Source organism: Streptomyces sp. NPDC038135, assembly GCF_055601245.1.
In genome coordinates this window covers 69640-82893 of the sequence record NZ_JBVJXS010000012.1, presented here as the reverse complement: position 1 = coordinate 82893, position 13254 = coordinate 69640, and the positions used below count along the sequence as shown (strand labels likewise).

At 73.0% G+C, this 13254-nt stretch carries 11 protein-coding genes; 6 read left to right on the top strand and 5 right to left on the bottom strand.

The features are described from left to right. The first annotated feature begins 72 nt into the window (after nucleotides 1-72). Genes ACZ7JA_RS30960 through ACZ7JA_RS30940 form a run of 5 tightly spaced genes read left to right on the top strand, consistent with a single transcriptional unit; the run spans nucleotide 73 to nucleotide 4519 of the window. Nucleotides 73-969 (top strand): STAS domain-containing protein, encoded by an 897-nt coding sequence (locus tag ACZ7JA_RS30960; RefSeq protein ID WP_470811872.1) that lies wholly within the window; start codon nucleotides 73-75, stop codon nucleotides 967-969. Continuing rightward, nucleotides 969-1343: an STAS domain-containing protein gene (locus ACZ7JA_RS30955; protein ID WP_389450290.1), complete on the top strand. Its 375-nt coding sequence runs from the start codon at nucleotides 969-971 to the stop codon at nucleotides 1341-1343. The genes ACZ7JA_RS30960 and ACZ7JA_RS30955 overlap by 1 nt, the downstream gene beginning before the upstream one ends. Further along, the gene (locus tag ACZ7JA_RS30950) at nucleotides 1343-1792 is read left to right on the top strand and encodes an anti-sigma regulatory factor (protein WP_470811653.1); all 450 of its coding nucleotides are present in this window, start codon (nucleotides 1343-1345) and stop codon (nucleotides 1790-1792) included. The genes ACZ7JA_RS30955 and ACZ7JA_RS30950 overlap by 1 nt, the downstream gene beginning before the upstream one ends. After that, nucleotides 1792-2853: a SpoIIE family protein phosphatase gene (locus tag ACZ7JA_RS30945; protein WP_470811651.1), complete on the top strand. Its 1062-nt coding sequence runs from the start codon at nucleotides 1792-1794 to the stop codon at nucleotides 2851-2853. Before ACZ7JA_RS30950 ends, ACZ7JA_RS30945 begins: the two co-directional genes overlap by 1 nt. Continuing rightward, nucleotides 2837-4519, top strand: a complete 1683-nt coding sequence (locus ACZ7JA_RS30940; RefSeq protein ID WP_470811649.1) for a PP2C family protein-serine/threonine phosphatase — start codon at nucleotides 2837-2839, stop codon at nucleotides 4517-4519. Before ACZ7JA_RS30945 ends, ACZ7JA_RS30940 begins: the two co-directional genes overlap by 17 nt. 51 nt (nucleotides 4520-4570) lie before the next feature. Here ACZ7JA_RS30940 and ACZ7JA_RS30935 read toward each other — a convergent pair whose 3' ends face one another. From ACZ7JA_RS30935 to ACZ7JA_RS30920, 4 genes are all read right to left on the bottom strand, one after another. Continuing rightward, nucleotides 4571-4807, bottom strand: coding sequence for a chaplin (locus tag ACZ7JA_RS30935; protein ID WP_351666277.1), 237 nt, complete (start codon nucleotides 4805-4807; stop codon nucleotides 4571-4573). A 92-nt stretch (nucleotides 4808-4899) separates the two neighbouring features. Next, nucleotides 4900-7107 carry a catalase gene (locus ACZ7JA_RS30930; RefSeq protein ID WP_470811647.1) on the bottom strand — a complete coding sequence of 736 codons (2208 nt, stop codon included), beginning with the start codon at nucleotides 7105-7107 and terminating at the stop codon, nucleotides 4900-4902. A 419-nt stretch (nucleotides 7108-7526) separates the two neighbouring features. Beyond that, the gene (locus tag ACZ7JA_RS30925; protein ID WP_470811645.1) at nucleotides 7527-8990 is read right to left on the bottom strand and encodes an aminotransferase class I/II-fold pyridoxal phosphate-dependent enzyme; all 1464 of its coding nucleotides are present in this window, start codon (nucleotides 8988-8990) and stop codon (nucleotides 7527-7529) included. Between the two features lie 181 nt (nucleotides 8991-9171). Continuing rightward, on the bottom strand, nucleotides 9172-9528 hold the full coding sequence (locus tag ACZ7JA_RS30920; protein WP_470811643.1) for an ANTAR domain-containing protein: 357 nt from the start codon (nucleotides 9526-9528) through the stop codon (nucleotides 9172-9174). Nucleotides 9529-9659: 131 nt separating this feature from the next. On the opposite strand from ACZ7JA_RS30920, the gene ACZ7JA_RS30915 reads away from it, so the two are divergent. Further along, the gene (locus ACZ7JA_RS30915; RefSeq protein WP_470811641.1) at nucleotides 9660-10616 is read left to right on the top strand and encodes a helix-turn-helix domain-containing protein; all 957 of its coding nucleotides are present in this window, start codon (nucleotides 9660-9662) and stop codon (nucleotides 10614-10616) included. Between the two features lie 44 nt (nucleotides 10617-10660). Here ACZ7JA_RS30915 and ACZ7JA_RS30910 read toward each other — a convergent pair whose 3' ends face one another. Beyond that, a complete protein-coding gene (locus ACZ7JA_RS30910) occupies nucleotides 10661-13201 on the bottom strand; it encodes a discoidin domain-containing protein (protein WP_470811639.1) in 2541 nt (846 codons plus the stop codon). Nucleotides 13202-13254: the final 53 nt, after the last annotated feature.

The window sequence follows — 13254 nt, the reverse complement described above, 5'->3', positions numbered from 1 at the left end:
GTCAGTCGTAGGGAGGCCATCGGCCCGGAACCGGCCGGACGACGGCGGAGCCGGGCCGTGCGGAAGGAGTGGATGTACGTGCCGGAGCAGGATGCTGCCGAGTCGACGTCGCGTGTGGTGAGCGCTTTTCTGGAGCGGCGTCAGGAGCAGATCGCGCAGCGCTGGGCGGACGCCCCCTTGTTCCGCTCGGTGTTCACCGTCTCCCGCGACGAGGCGGTCGAGGCGTGCAAGGCCGTGCTGGACGCGCTCGTCGACGTGGCGATGAGCGGCCGGTTCGAGGACATCGACGCCCCCGGTTTCGGCACGGTCCGCGAGCAGCTGGGCCGTATGGCCGCGACCCGGTCCCGTACGGGATCGAGCCCGGCGCAGATCTCCGGCGAGGTGGCCTGGCTGCGCGGACCGGCGGTCGAGCTGCTGCGCGAGGAGTTCCCCGACCCGGCGGGTCCGGACGCGCAGGACGCGGCGCTCGCCCTCACCCTGATCATGAGTACCCTGCGTCTGGTGGTGATGGAGACGGCGCTGCACGCGGGTGAGGACCTGATCCACCGGCAGCGGCAGCAACTGCTCGAAGTGGCCACGCCCGTCATCCAGTTGTGGGAGGGCACCGTCGCCGTGCCGCTGATCGGCACCCTGGACAGCGCGCGCAGCCAGGTGGTCATGGAGTCCCTGCTGGAGGCGATCGTCGAACAGCGGGCCCGGTACGCGATCCTGGACATCACCGGTGTCCCCACGGTGGACTCGCTGGTCGCGCAGCACCTGATGAAGACGGTGGCCGCCGCGCGGCTGATGGGGGCGGAGTGCATCGTCTCCGGCATCCGGCCGGCCATCGCGCAGACGATCGTCCAGCTCGGCATCGACCTGGGGACGGTGATCACCCGCGCCTCGCTGGCCGACGCGCTCGCCTACGCGCTGGGCCGGCAGGGCATCGAGGTCTCCGCGCGCACGGACGCCGGGGCGGGCGCGCGGTGATGCAGCCCTTCTCCGGCCAGGCCCAGGTGCCCGTCCTGGCACTGGGCGACATCCTGCTCGTCTCGCTGCAGGGCGAGTTGCACGACGGCATGGCCGAACAGCTCCAGCACGACATCTCCAGCCGCATCGCGACCAGCAGCGTGACCGGCGTGGTGATCGACATCTCCGGCGTCGACATCGTGGACTCCTTCCTGGGCCGGGTGCTCGCGGAGATCGCGTCGACGGCCCGGCTGCTGGCGGCCCGCACGGTGCTGGCCGGCATGCGGCCGGCGGTGGCGATCACGCTGGTCGAACTGGGACTCACGCTGCCCGGACTGACCACCGCCCTGGACGTCGACCGCGCCATGGAACTGCTGTCGCCGGAGGAGTCGTGATGCCGGCGTCGTCGGACCGGGCCTGCTCGGCGGCCTGCCTGCCGATCGGTTCGGACGGGGATCTGGCCTACGTCCGCCAGCAGGTGCGGCAGTACGCGGCGCAGCTCGGTTTCGGCCTGGTGCAGCAGACCAAACTGGTGACCGCGGCCAGTGAGCTGGCCCGCAACACGCTGGTGCACGGCGGCGGCGGGCAGGCGGAGATCACCCCGTTGCACCACGGCGGCGTCCACGGGCTGCGGATGCGCTTCACCGACGAGGGCCCCGGCATCCGGGACCTGGAGCTGGCGATGACCGAGGGCTACACCTCCGGCGGGGGCCTGGGCTTGGGACTCAGCGGCGCCAAACGGCTGGTGCAGGAGTTCGCCGTGGACACCGAGCCCGGCCGGGGCACCACGGTCACGGCCGTCGCCTGGGTCACCCCGGTGCCGCGGGCCAGGGCGGGGGTGTGATGGGCCGGGTGTGGGAGATCCCGGTGCACGACTCCACACGGGTACGGGACGTCCGGGTCGCGGCCGAGGCCGCGAGCGCCGTCGCCGGTCTGGGTCAGGAGCGCACCGCGGCGGCCGCGCTGGTCGCCACCGAACTGGCGACCAATCTGCTCAGGCACGCCGACGGGGGCCGCATGGTGCTGAACCTGGTGGACGGCCCGGCCGGCGGCGCGCCGTCGGTGCAGTTGTGCTCGCTCGACCGGGGGCCGGGGATCGCGGACGTCGGCACGGCGCTGCGGGACGGTTTCAGCACCGCCGAGGGGTCGCTCGGAGCGGGCCTCGGAAGCTGCCGCCGGCTGGCGAACGCCTTCCACCTGTACAGCGTCGCGGGCGGTGGCACGGTGGCGGCGGCCCGCGTGGACCAGGAGGCCGGCCGGACCGGCGCACCCGCGCGGGACGAGCCGCCGGCGGGCGGGATCACCGTCGCGCTCGACCAGGCGGAGCACTCGGGGGACTCCTGGGGCTGGGTGCACTCCGGTCCCCTGGTGACGCTGCTGCTGGCCGACGGACTCGGGCACGGCGCCAAGGCGGCCCACGCCTCCACCGCGGCGGTGGAGGAGCTGCGGGCCGCCGCGCACCTGCCTCCGGTGGAGATGCTGCGCCGCCTGCACACCGCCCTGCGGCGCACCCGGGGTGCGGCCGCGGTGGTGGCGCAGCTCGACACCGAGCGGCGGGAACTGCGCTTCGCCGGGGTGGGCAACGCAGGCGCCCGGCTGCGCACCGGAGACACCTGGACGTCCCTCGTCTCCCATCCGGGCATCGTCGGCGCCTACTTCCCGGCGCACGTTCCGCTGCGGACGATGCCGTGGCACGCGGACAGTCTGCTCGTCCTGCACAGCGACGGGCTGCCGAGCCGCTGGTCGCCGCCCGACGATCCCGTGCTGCTCGCCCGTGAGCCCACGGTGGTGGCCGCCACGATCCTGCGCGACGCGAGCAGCCCCGCCCGCCCCGTACGCGACGACACCAGTGTGGCCGTACTGGCCCCCGACCGCCGGACCAGCTCCCATGACAGCCGCCCGTGACCTCTGGACCATCGACTCGACCGCCGACGCGGCCCGCGCCCGGGCCGTGCTCGCCCGGCTCACCGCGGACGCCGGCCTGCCCGCTCTCGACCGCGCCCGGTTCCTGACCGCGTTCACCGCGCGGCTGCGCCGCTGCGTCGCCGAAGGCGGCGCCGAGGTCGCCGTCCGCGTCGACGCCGACGGGCGGCTGCACGTCGCGGTACGGCAGCCGGGGCGGCCCGGGTCCTGGCGGCACACCCTGTCCTGCCCCCGCCCGGTCGCGTCACCGCCGCCCTCGCCCGCCGGGCTGGACGACGCCGGGCTCGCCGAGGCCCTGCTGGACGCCGACGCCGACGCGGACGCCGTGCTGGAGAGCCTGGCGGAGACGGAGGAGCTGGTCAGTTTCCACCGGGACGAGCTCCACCAGACCAACCAGGGGGTGCTGGCGCTGCACGCCGAGCTTGAGGCGGCCGCGCTGGCGCAGCACGAACTGCTGGACGCCGAGCGGGCGGCCCGCACCGCGGCGGAGAACGCCCGGCGGCTGCTGACCTTCCTGGCGAACGCGAGCGCGGCCCTGAACGCCTCCCTGGAGCACGACGACATCCTGCGCAGGCTGCCCGACCTGCTCGTCCCGGAGTACGCCGCCGACGTCGACATCTGGCTGCCGGACGACGAGCGCACGCCGCCGGGCGACCGGGCGGCCGCGACCGTCACCGCGGCCCGCACGGGCCGCCCGCAGCACGCGGCCCGGCACCCCGGCGAGCTGCCGGGCGTGGACGACCTGCCGCCCTCCGCCCTCTTCCCCGACCGGCCGCTGCTGTGCATCCCGCTGGGCTCGCGCACGGTGCAGGGGGTGCTGACCCTGACCGCGCCGGGCGAGCGGTTCGACCCGGACACCACCGTGATGCTGCTGGAACTGGGCCGGCGGGCGGGGATCGCGCTGGACAACGCCCGCCAGTACGAGCAGCACCGGGACGTGGCCGAGGCGCTGCAGCGCGCCCAGCTCACCGAACTGCCCGACGTCCGGGGCGTGTCACTGGCCGCGCGCTATCTGCCCGCGACCCGCGGCCTGAACATCGGCGGCGACTGGTACGACGCGTTCCCGCAGCCCGACGGCAGCGTCCTCGCGGTGATAGGGGACGTCACGGGGCACGGGCTGCGCGCGGCGGTGATCATGGGGCAACTGCGCACCGCCCTGCGCGCGTACGCCGTCGAGGGCAACGGCCCGGCCCGCATCCTCACCCTGCTGCACCGGATGCTCCTCCACCAGCAGCCGGAGTTGTACGCGACGTGCGCCGTGGCCCGCTTCACCCCGGGCGATCCGGCCGTCGTGTGGGCCGCGGCCGGCCATCCGCCCGCCGTCACCCGCGATCCCGGCGGCGCGGTGAGCGTGCTGGACCTCAAACCGGGGATCATGCTGGGCGTGCCGATGGCGTACGAGTACGAGGAGCACACCGTGCGGCTGCCGCCCGGGTCCACGCTGGCGCTCTACACGGACGGACTGGTGGAGCGGCGGGCGGCCGGGATCGACGCGGGCATCGACCGGCTGGCCCAGGCCCTGGAGACGCTCGGCGCCGCCGAGTTGGAGGATCTGGACGCGGCGGCCGAGTCGCTGCTGAAGCCGATGCTGCACGACTCCGAGCACGACGACGACGTCTGTCTGCTGCTCTGCCGCACCTCCTCCTGAACAGCCGTGCGCCGGCCCCCTCCTGCGAGGGGACCGGCGCACCGGACCGTGTCACTTCACCGTGCAGGTGTTCCCGGCAGCCGGGTTCAGCAGGGCGAGGACGTCGACGCTGTTGCCGCACAGGTTGAGGCCGAGATCGACCGGGATCTGCGTGACGTTGCCCGAGAGGACGCCCGGGCTGTTGCTGGCCGTGCCCGTCGTGGGGCCCGGGTCGGCCGCGTGGGCGGCCGTCGTGCCGGCCAGGGCGAGGGAGCCCGCGAGAACTGCCGCCGTGGCGAAGCTGCGCATACGCATGAGAATTGCCTCACTGGTTGACGTAGGGACCCTCTCATCTCACCGGCTGCGCACGGCGGCCGCCTGTTGGGATACGCCGTTGGGGGTCAGGCGGCGGCGGGGAAGCGTTCCCAGACCCGGTGGGCGCCCAGCAGCCCGTTGAGCTGCTGGAGCACCGCGGTGGCGCCGTCGCCCACGACCACGCCCGGCGCGTCGAGCGGGATGCCGGCCGCCTCCAGCGCGGCGTCGCCGCCCTTGGCCGCGCCGATGGCCTTGCCGTGCCGGTACGCCTCCGCCAGCAGCAGCCCCACCCGGGGGTCGGGGGTGCCCTGCGCCGACGTGGGCAGGCCGGCCTTGGCGTCACGGGCGCCGAAGGCGTCGACGCCGACCCCGGGGGTGCCGGCGACCAGCAGGGCGTCGAACTCCACCGAACGCGCGGTGGCGTAGGTCCGCTGGACGGTCAGGGCGTCCGCGCCGTCGCCGATGGTGCCGCCTGCCGGGGCCACGACGAGCGGGACCATGCCGCTGTCCAGCACCGCCTGGCGCACGGCCCGGACGCCGCCGAGGTCGCCGTCGGGGCCGGTGATGATTCCGATGACCCGGCCGTCGCTGGGCCAGGTGTGGCCGATCTGGGAGAGGGCGGGGCTCGGCTCGACGTCGGCCAGGGGCACGGTGGGTTCGGGGGCGGGCAGTCCGAGGCCCGCGGCGACGCCCGCGCACAGTTCCGGGTCGATGTTGGCGAGGACCTGCAACGCCCTCTCCCTGATGGCCTGTTCGTAGCACTTGCCGAGCTCGAAGGTGTAGGCGTGGATGATGTGCTCGCGCTCCACGGGGGTCATGCTGAGCCAGAACCGGCGGGGCTGGCTGAAGTGGTCGTCGAACGTCTCGGGGGCCTCGCGGACCTTGGTCGACTCCGGCACGCGTACCGGCGTCTCGATGAACGCGCCCGTGTCGGCCCCGGCGAGGAACGGGCAGCCCCCGTCGAGGGAGTTGGGGCGGTACGGGGCGACGCCACGGTGCACGGCGGTCTGGTGCATGCCGTCGCGCAGCATGTCGTTCACCGGTGACTGCGGCCGGTTGATGGGGAGTTGGGGGAAGTTCGGGCCGCCGAGGCGGGTGATCTGGGTGTCCAGGTAGGAGAAGAGCCGGCCGGCCAGCAGCGGGTCGTCGGTGACGTCGATGCCGGGGACCAGGTGGCCGACGTGGAAGGCGACCTGCTCCGTCTCGGCGAAGTAGTTGGACGGGTTGCGATTGAGCGTGAGCAGCCCGATGGGCTGCACGGGGGCCAGTTCCTCGGGGACGATGTTGGTCGGGTCCAGCAGGTCGATGCCCTCGAACATCTGGTCGGGGGTGTCGGGGAAGGTCTGGATGCCGAACTCCCACTCCGGGAAGGCGCCCGCCTCGATGGCGTCGTAGAGGTCGCGGCGGTGGAAGTCCGGGTCCACGCCGTTGATGATCTGCGCCTCCTCCCACACCAGGGAGTGCACGCCCAGCTTGGGCTTCCAGTGGAACTTCACCAGAGTGGTCCCGCCGGCGGCGTCGACCAGGCGGAAGGTGTGGACGCCGAACCCCTCCATGGTGCGGTACGAGCGGGGGATGCCGCGGTCGGACATGTTCCACAGCGTGTGGTGGGTGGCCTCGGTGTGCAGGGTGACGAAGTCCCAGAAGGTGTCGTGGGCGCTCTGGGCCTGCGGGATCTCCCGGTCGGGGTGGGGTTTGCCGGCGTGGATGACGTCCGGGAACTTGATCGCGTCCTGGATGAAGAACACCGGGATGTTGTTCCCGACCAGGTCGAAGACGCCCTCGCTGGTGTAGAACTTGGTGGCGAAGCCCCGGGTGTCGCGGACGGTGTCGGAGGAGCCGCGGGAGCCCAGGACGGTGGAGAAGCGCACGAACACCGGCGTCTCGACGTCCTCGGCCAGGAACGCCGCCTTCGTCACGGTCGCCGCCGTGCCGTAGCTGCGGAACACGCCGTGGACGCCGGCGCCCCGGGCGTGGACGACGCGCTCCGGGATGCGCTCGTGGTCGAAGTGCATCACCTTCTCCCGCAGGTGGTGGTCCTGCAGGAGCACGGGACCGCGGGGGCCCGCCTTCAGGGAGTGGTCGGTGTCGTACAGCCGGGTGCCCTGGGCGTCGGTGAGGTAGCTGCCGCTCTGCGCCATCCGGGCCTGGTCGGCGCCGGTGGGCTGGCCGGTCGGCGAGACGGTGTCGGGGCCGGTCTGGTCGGCCTTCGGGGGCAGCGGCTGGCGGGGTTCGGCCGGCTCGGCGACCGACGGCGTCTCGGGGGCCGGCTTGCCGGGGATGCTCTCGCTCATCACTACCATTCCTTCGCTGGTCGCATGGATGCCGTGCCGGGCACGGGGGTCCGCGGTGTTCGGCGCACGGGGGCCGGTCCGGGGCTCCGGGGACAGGTCGGCCGGGGGTGCGAGGGGACGGGCTCCGGGGAACGCGGGGACCCGCACACCTAGGTCCCCGGGGCCGGGCGTCCGAAACCGGGAGCCGTACGGCTTGTCCCATGGGGTGAAGTCGGGTCGGGAACGCGGCGCGTGGTCCGCGCGTCCAACCCTTCGGACATGCGCCCGGACCCGGGGACCGTCGGCGGGGTCAACCGCCCGCAGCCGAAAGCGGGTTCGGAGGAGGGCCGTTTCTTGACCCGCGGGCGGGCCGGCACGCGGCCGCCCGCTCCCGCCACCCTAGGTGCTGCGCGCGGGCCGCGCAGTTCGGCTCGCGCCGGTCAGGGGCGGGTCAGCACCCGGAAGGTCTCGAGCGAGGGGTCGGCCGAGTCGGAGACCAGGAAGCCGTGCTCGATGCCGCTGCGCAGGTAGTCGACGACCTCCTCGGTGATCACCTCGCCCGGCGCAACGACCGGGACGCCCGGCGGGTAGGGGCTGATCGTCTCGGCGGAGATCCGGCCCACGGCGTGCTCGGCCGGTACCTGCTCCGCCGGGCCGAAGAAGGCCGCACGGGGCAGGACCGCCTGTTCCAGTTCGAGGGCGCGGGGCTCCGGCAGGCGGACCGGGCGCTGCCGTTCGATCGAGTCGGCGCCGTCCACCAGGGAACGCAGCGCCTCCAGGAGGATCTTCTCGGTCTCGTCGTCGTCGGAGTGGGTGATCGAGGCGCTGATCCGGCAGCTGTCGGAGCCGCCGACGTCGACGTGCCGCTCGGCCCGCAGCCACTCGGCCGCCTGCATGCCGGTGATGCCCAGGTCCCGTACGTCGACGACGATCTTCAGGGGGTCGAACTCGGCGGCCAGGCCCTCGCGCACGATCCCGTCGCCCATGACCGCGAGGCCCGGCAGTTCGTCCAGCGCGGCCCGCAGCCGTTCGGCGCGGCGCAGGGCGGTGTCGAGCAGCCCGTGCCCCTGCTCCGCCATCTGGCGCCGCCAGCCGTCCAGCGCGGCGTACACCAGGGACGACGCGCTCGTGGTGCCGAGCAGGTCCTCCCGCTGTTTGAGCACGTCGACCGACACCCGGTCGTGCTGGAGGTGGAAGACCGAGCTCTGCTCGATCGCGCCGCCCATCTTGTGGACGCTGGTGACCACCAGGTCGGCGTCGGCGTCCATGCCCCAGGACGGCAGGCCGGGGTGGAAGGGCAGGTGGGCGCCCCAGGCCTCGTCCACGATGAGCGGCACGTCCGCGGCGTGGCAGACGTCGGCCACCCCGCGGATGTCGGCGCAGGAGCCCAGTTCGGTGGGCGTGATCAGCAGCATGCCCTTGGCGTCGGGGTGTTCCCGGAGCCGGTCGCGCACGTCTTCCGGCTCGGGCGGGTGGGCCATGTGCCGCTCGGCGTCGAACTTGGGGTGGACCCAGATGGGCTCCACCCCGTTGATGATCACGGCCGCGATGACCGACTTGTGCGCGTTGCGGGACAGCAGCAGTTTCTCCCCCGGGCCCGCGACGGAGAGCATGGCGGTCTTCACGGACAAGGAGCTGCCGCAGGTCGAGAAGAAGGCGTGCTCGGCGCCGACGGCGTCGGCCATCAGTTCCTGCGCCTGTTCCAGGACGCCCTGGGACTGGCGCCGGTCGTCCAGGCCGTTCAGGCTGAGCACGTCCGAGCGGAAGACGTCGAGGCCCAGGACCTCGGCGACGCGCGGGTCCGTCCCGCGGCCCTGTTTGTGGCCCGGCGGCCCGAACACCACGTCCCCTCGGCGCCGGAATTCCCGCAGGGCCTCCAGCACGGGTGCGCGTGAGTGGTCCATGGCCGTCCTCCTCTGGTCCGGGTACGGTGACGCGGCGCGCGCCCGCCGTGCCTGCGTCCGGGCGGCGGTGAGCCGGGTGCCCGGCCGGACTGTGGCGGGTGCGGCGGTGCGGCACTCCCCGTGTAGCACCCGGCGTCCGCTCCAAACCCCGTGGCGGCGGGTATCGGGCCGCCGGGCGGTTTCACTCCGGGGAGACGCACCGCACCGCCCACGCGTCGTACCGGTCGGCGGGCGTGCGAACCGTCGCGGAACGCTCGCGCTCCACCGCCTCGGTCAGCGCGCGGTCGATCGGGTCGGGCAGCAGGCCGGAGGCCGGCCACTCCACCAGGCAGCGGGCGACCTCCCGCAGTTTGGTGTTGGTGTGCTGCGAGACCTGCCGCAGCACCTCCCAGCCCTGCCCGGCAGTCAGGCCGCCGACCGCCACGACGACTCCGATCGCCTGGTCGATGACGGCATGCGAGACGACGGCGTGCCGCAACTGGTCCACTTCCCGCTGAAGTGCGGTGAGCCGGTCGGCCTGTTCGTCGTGTCCCCTCATGCGATCACCCTGCGCAACCGGCGCCGCCCGCGAAAGCCGTCAGGCGAACAGAACCGGCGGCCGCTGTCCACGGAACGAAAACGTCCTGGTCAAGGACGGATGCCGCGGAGGATCGGGGGCATCAGGCCTCCATGGGCACGCTCGACTTCGACAGCGCGGACCTCGCTGTCACGGAGGCCTTCCTCAGCGACGCGTACGCCCGGATGCGCATCGGCACCAGCACGCCGGGGTCGAACCGGGCCCGCATCCACCGGGGCAGCACCGACACCTTCAGCGTCGACGAACTCGCGCTGGACTTCGAGATGAGCTACTCCGTCACACCGCTGGGCAGGATCTGTCTGTGCGTCGTCCACGACGGCACCGTGCGCGACCACGCCTTCCAGGGCGTCGAGGACGCCTTCGGACCCGGTGACGTGGCGCTGTTCGCACCGCCCGACCTGCCGTACTCGGGGCGGATCTGCAACGCGCGCTACAACATCACGATGCTGGAGCCGGAGCTGCTCACCCAGGTGGCCGGGGCGGACGGGCCCGGGGAACGGCCGGTCCGGCTGACCGGGCACCGGCCGCACTCGGCGGACGACGCGCAGCGGCTGAGCCGAACCATCGGCTACGTGCGCGACCACGTGCTCGCCGACCCCGGCATGGCGGACCAGCCGCTGGTGGTGTCCACGGCGGCGCAGCACCTGGCGGCGAGCGTGCTGTCGGCGTTCCCCAACACGGCGACGGCCGCTCCCCCGGGCCCGGACGGGGCGGACGCGCACCCGGCGATGCTGCGCCGCGCCCTGGCCTACATCGACGACCACGCCGACCGGCCCGTCACCGTCGCGGAGATCGCGCGGGCGGCGCGGGTCACCGTGCGGGGGCTGCAGTACGCCTTCCGCCGCCATCTGGACACGACCCCGCTGGCCCATCTGCGCCGGGTGCGGCTCGCGCACGCCCACCACGACCTGCTCGCCGCCGACCCTGCCGACGGCGCCACGGTCACGGACATCGCCGCCCGCTGGGGCTTCTACCACCCGGGCCGCTTCGCGTCCCTGTACCGGGAGACCTACCGGCGCCCGCCGCGTGTGACGCTGGCCGGGGAGTGACCCGCTCCCGCGCGCCGGGCGGGCGCGCGGGAGCGGGGCGTGCGTCACGGGAACGAGACCACCTTGGAGGGGACGGTGTCCGTCCCCGAGGTGGGCGCCCCCGTGTTGTTGACGACGTGGGCGTACTGGCCCTTGCCGCCGAGGGAGATCACCTGCAGGTCGTGCATTTTGATCCCTGAGGCGACCGGGACCTGGAAGCCGTGCGCCTGGACGATCGTGGGATCGGCCGTGTAGTTGCAGTAGCTGCCGAGGCCCCACGCCTCGTGGGTGGTGACCGAGTCCGCGACCTTGTAGGCCGCGTAGCCGACGATGCCGTCGTGGGTGACGGCGGCGGCGTTCGGGGCGTCGTACGCCTTCTCGTTCTGATAGAAGACCGTGCGTCCGCGTTCTCCGCTCCAGTACACGTCGTACTTGTTGAAGTGCTCGACGAACAGGCCGGTGGCGAGGACGTCGTCGCCGTTGACCCGCAGGCCGTAGTCGGCGCGGTTGGTGTCCCAGCCGGTGCCGCTGCCGTGGTCGGCCCGCCAGATCCAGGTGTGGTCGACGACGACGTCGTCGCTGTTGACCACGACGGAGTTGGTGGCGAGGCCGGGTCCGGCGCCGCCGATGCGGACGAACACGTCCTGCATGGTGGTGGGGTCGGCGGAGTGGTCGGCGGAGGAGCCGGGATCGCCGATCCGCAGCAGCGTGTCGGAGTTGACCGGTCCCGCGTCGATGAGGAATCCGGCCAGCCGCACGCCGTCGACGTCGGCGACGTGCATGGCGTCGACGCCGTTGTCCGGGACCAGGGTGGCGAGGCCGAGCCCGAGGACGACGGTGCCGGCGCGGGTGACGTCGATCGTCCGGTCGAGGTGGTAGACGCCGGGGGTGAAGAGGAGGTTGAGGCCCTGGGCGAGGGCCGCGTTGATGGTGGCGGCGGTGGCGCCCGGCTTGACGACGTAGAACCGGTCGAGCGGCAGGGAGGTGCCGGCGTTCGCCGGCCAGGAGACGCCGCGGGCGTTCGTGCGCTTGGCCGGCACGAACACCTTGTAGGTGGAGCCGTCCAGGTAGAGGAACGGCTTCTCGCGCGAGACCGGGGTCGTGTCGAGCGTGGTGTACGGGCCGTTGTCGAAGTTGGTCGCCGGTGCGCCCTGGACGCCGGAGAAGGTCATGTTCCACACGCCGTTGGTCCAGCCGCCCACCGAGCTGTCGCGGGTGTACCACTGCTGCTGGGAGTAGGGGCCGACGGTGCCGTCGATCTTCGAGTCGGCGATGTAGCCGCCGGAGGCCCAGCCGTAGCCGTTCGGGGCGAGGTTGAGACCGCCCTGGACGTGGATGCGGCGGAACGGGGCGGCCTGGGCGACCGCCCAGCGGTCGGTCCCGTTGGACGGCCTGATGGCGAGGTTCTCCGCCGAACGCCAGAAGTTCTGCGTGGCGTTGCCGTTGAACCAGCCCGCGTCCACGGTGACGTCGCCGTTGATCTGGGTGTCGTCGGGGTTCATGCCGAGACCGGAGATCGAGGTGTAGAAGCCGATCTGGGCGTTGATGCCGTTGTAAGTGCCCGGCTTGAGCAGGAACTGGTAGCGGCCGGTGCCGAACTGGTTCGACTCCTGCTGCTTGAAGACGTCGTCGAACTTCTGCTGCAGGTTCGGCGTGGAGGGGTCGACCACGATGACGTTGGGGCCTAGGTCGCCGCCGCCCTGGACGGGCGGTTCACCGGTGGAGCCGGTGTGCACGGCCACCTCCCACAGCGAGTAGCCGTAACCGGTGCCGCGGGCGGTGCCGTAGACCCGGACGTAGCGGCCGGTGCCGCTGACGTCGTAGGCGGCGGTGCCGCCGGTCGCGCCGGTCACGCTCTTGAGGGTGGTCCAGGTCTGGCCGTCGGCGGAGGCCTGGAGCTGGAAGTCCTTGCCGTACGCCGCTTCCCAGGTGAGGTCGATCCGGCACAGGTCCTTGACCGAGCCGAGGTCCACCCGCAGCCACTGCGGGTCGGCGGCCTGGCTGGACCAGCGGGTGCCGGTGTCGCCGTCGAAGGCTGCGGAGGCGGGGGTGCCGGCGTTCTCGGTGGAGGAGGCGCCGGCGGGCCTGCCCTGCGCCGCGTTCGCGGTGCCGCAGCCGGACTGGCTGCCGCCCGCCGTGCCGTAGACCTGGAACTCCCAGAGCGAGTAGCCCCATTGGGTGGCGCGGTGCACGCCGAGCATGCGTACGTAGCGGCCCTGCCCGGAGACGTCGAGGGTGTCGACGCCGCCGTCGGAGCCGGTGACGGACTTCAGGTCGGTCCAGGTGCTGCCGTCCTTGGAGAGCTGGACCTTGTAGTCCTTGCCGTAGGCGGCCTCCCAGTTGAGGACCACCTGGCTGACCGTGGCGGTGGCGCCGAGGTCGACCTGGAACCACTGGTCGTCGGTGGCGGCCGAGGACCAGCGGGTGCCGGTGTCGCCGTCGACGCCCTTGGCGGCCGGGGTGCCGGCGTTCTCCTCGGAGGACGCGGTGGCCGTCTTCCCCTGGGACAGCGGGGTTTCGGCCGCGGCGGCGGGTGGATGGGTGGAGGGAAGGGCGATCAGCGCGGCCGTGGCGGTCAGCGCGATGCCCAGGGATCTCAGTCTCATGTGGTGGCTCCATGCGGCTGCGGAGGTCAGGAAGCTGACCCCATGGCTTAGTT

Coding starts and splice junctions, on each gene's coding strand:
- ACZ7JA_RS30960 (WP_470811872.1), top strand. CDS start 73: ATGTACGTGCCGGAGCAGGATGCTGCCGAGTCGACGTCGCGTGTGGTG.
- ACZ7JA_RS30955 (WP_389450290.1), top strand. CDS start 969: ATGCAGCCCTTCTCCGGCCAGGCCCAGGTGCCCGTCCTGGCACTGGGC.
- ACZ7JA_RS30950 (WP_470811653.1), top strand. CDS start 1,343: ATGCCGGCGTCGTCGGACCGGGCCTGCTCGGCGGCCTGCCTGCCGATC.
- ACZ7JA_RS30945 (WP_470811651.1), top strand. CDS start 1,792: ATGGGCCGGGTGTGGGAGATCCCGGTGCACGACTCCACACGGGTACGG.
- ACZ7JA_RS30940 (WP_470811649.1), top strand. CDS start 2,837: ATGACAGCCGCCCGTGACCTCTGGACCATCGACTCGACCGCCGACGCG.
- ACZ7JA_RS30935 (WP_351666277.1), bottom strand. CDS start 4,807: ATGCGCAGCTTCGCCACGGCGGCAGTTCTCGCGGGCTCCCTCGCCCTG.
- ACZ7JA_RS30930 (WP_470811647.1), bottom strand. CDS start 7,107: ATGAGCGAGAGCATCCCCGGCAAGCCGGCCCCCGAGACGCCGTCGGTC.
- ACZ7JA_RS30925 (WP_470811645.1), bottom strand. CDS start 8,990: ATGGACCACTCACGCGCACCCGTGCTGGAGGCCCTGCGGGAATTCCGG.
- ACZ7JA_RS30920 (WP_470811643.1), bottom strand. CDS start 9,528: ATGAGGGGACACGACGAACAGGCCGACCGGCTCACCGCACTTCAGCGG.
- ACZ7JA_RS30915 (WP_470811641.1), top strand. CDS start 9,660: ATGGGCACGCTCGACTTCGACAGCGCGGACCTCGCTGTCACGGAGGCC.
- ACZ7JA_RS30910 (WP_470811639.1), bottom strand. CDS start 13,201: ATGAGACTGAGATCCCTGGGCATCGCGCTGACCGCCACGGCCGCGCTG.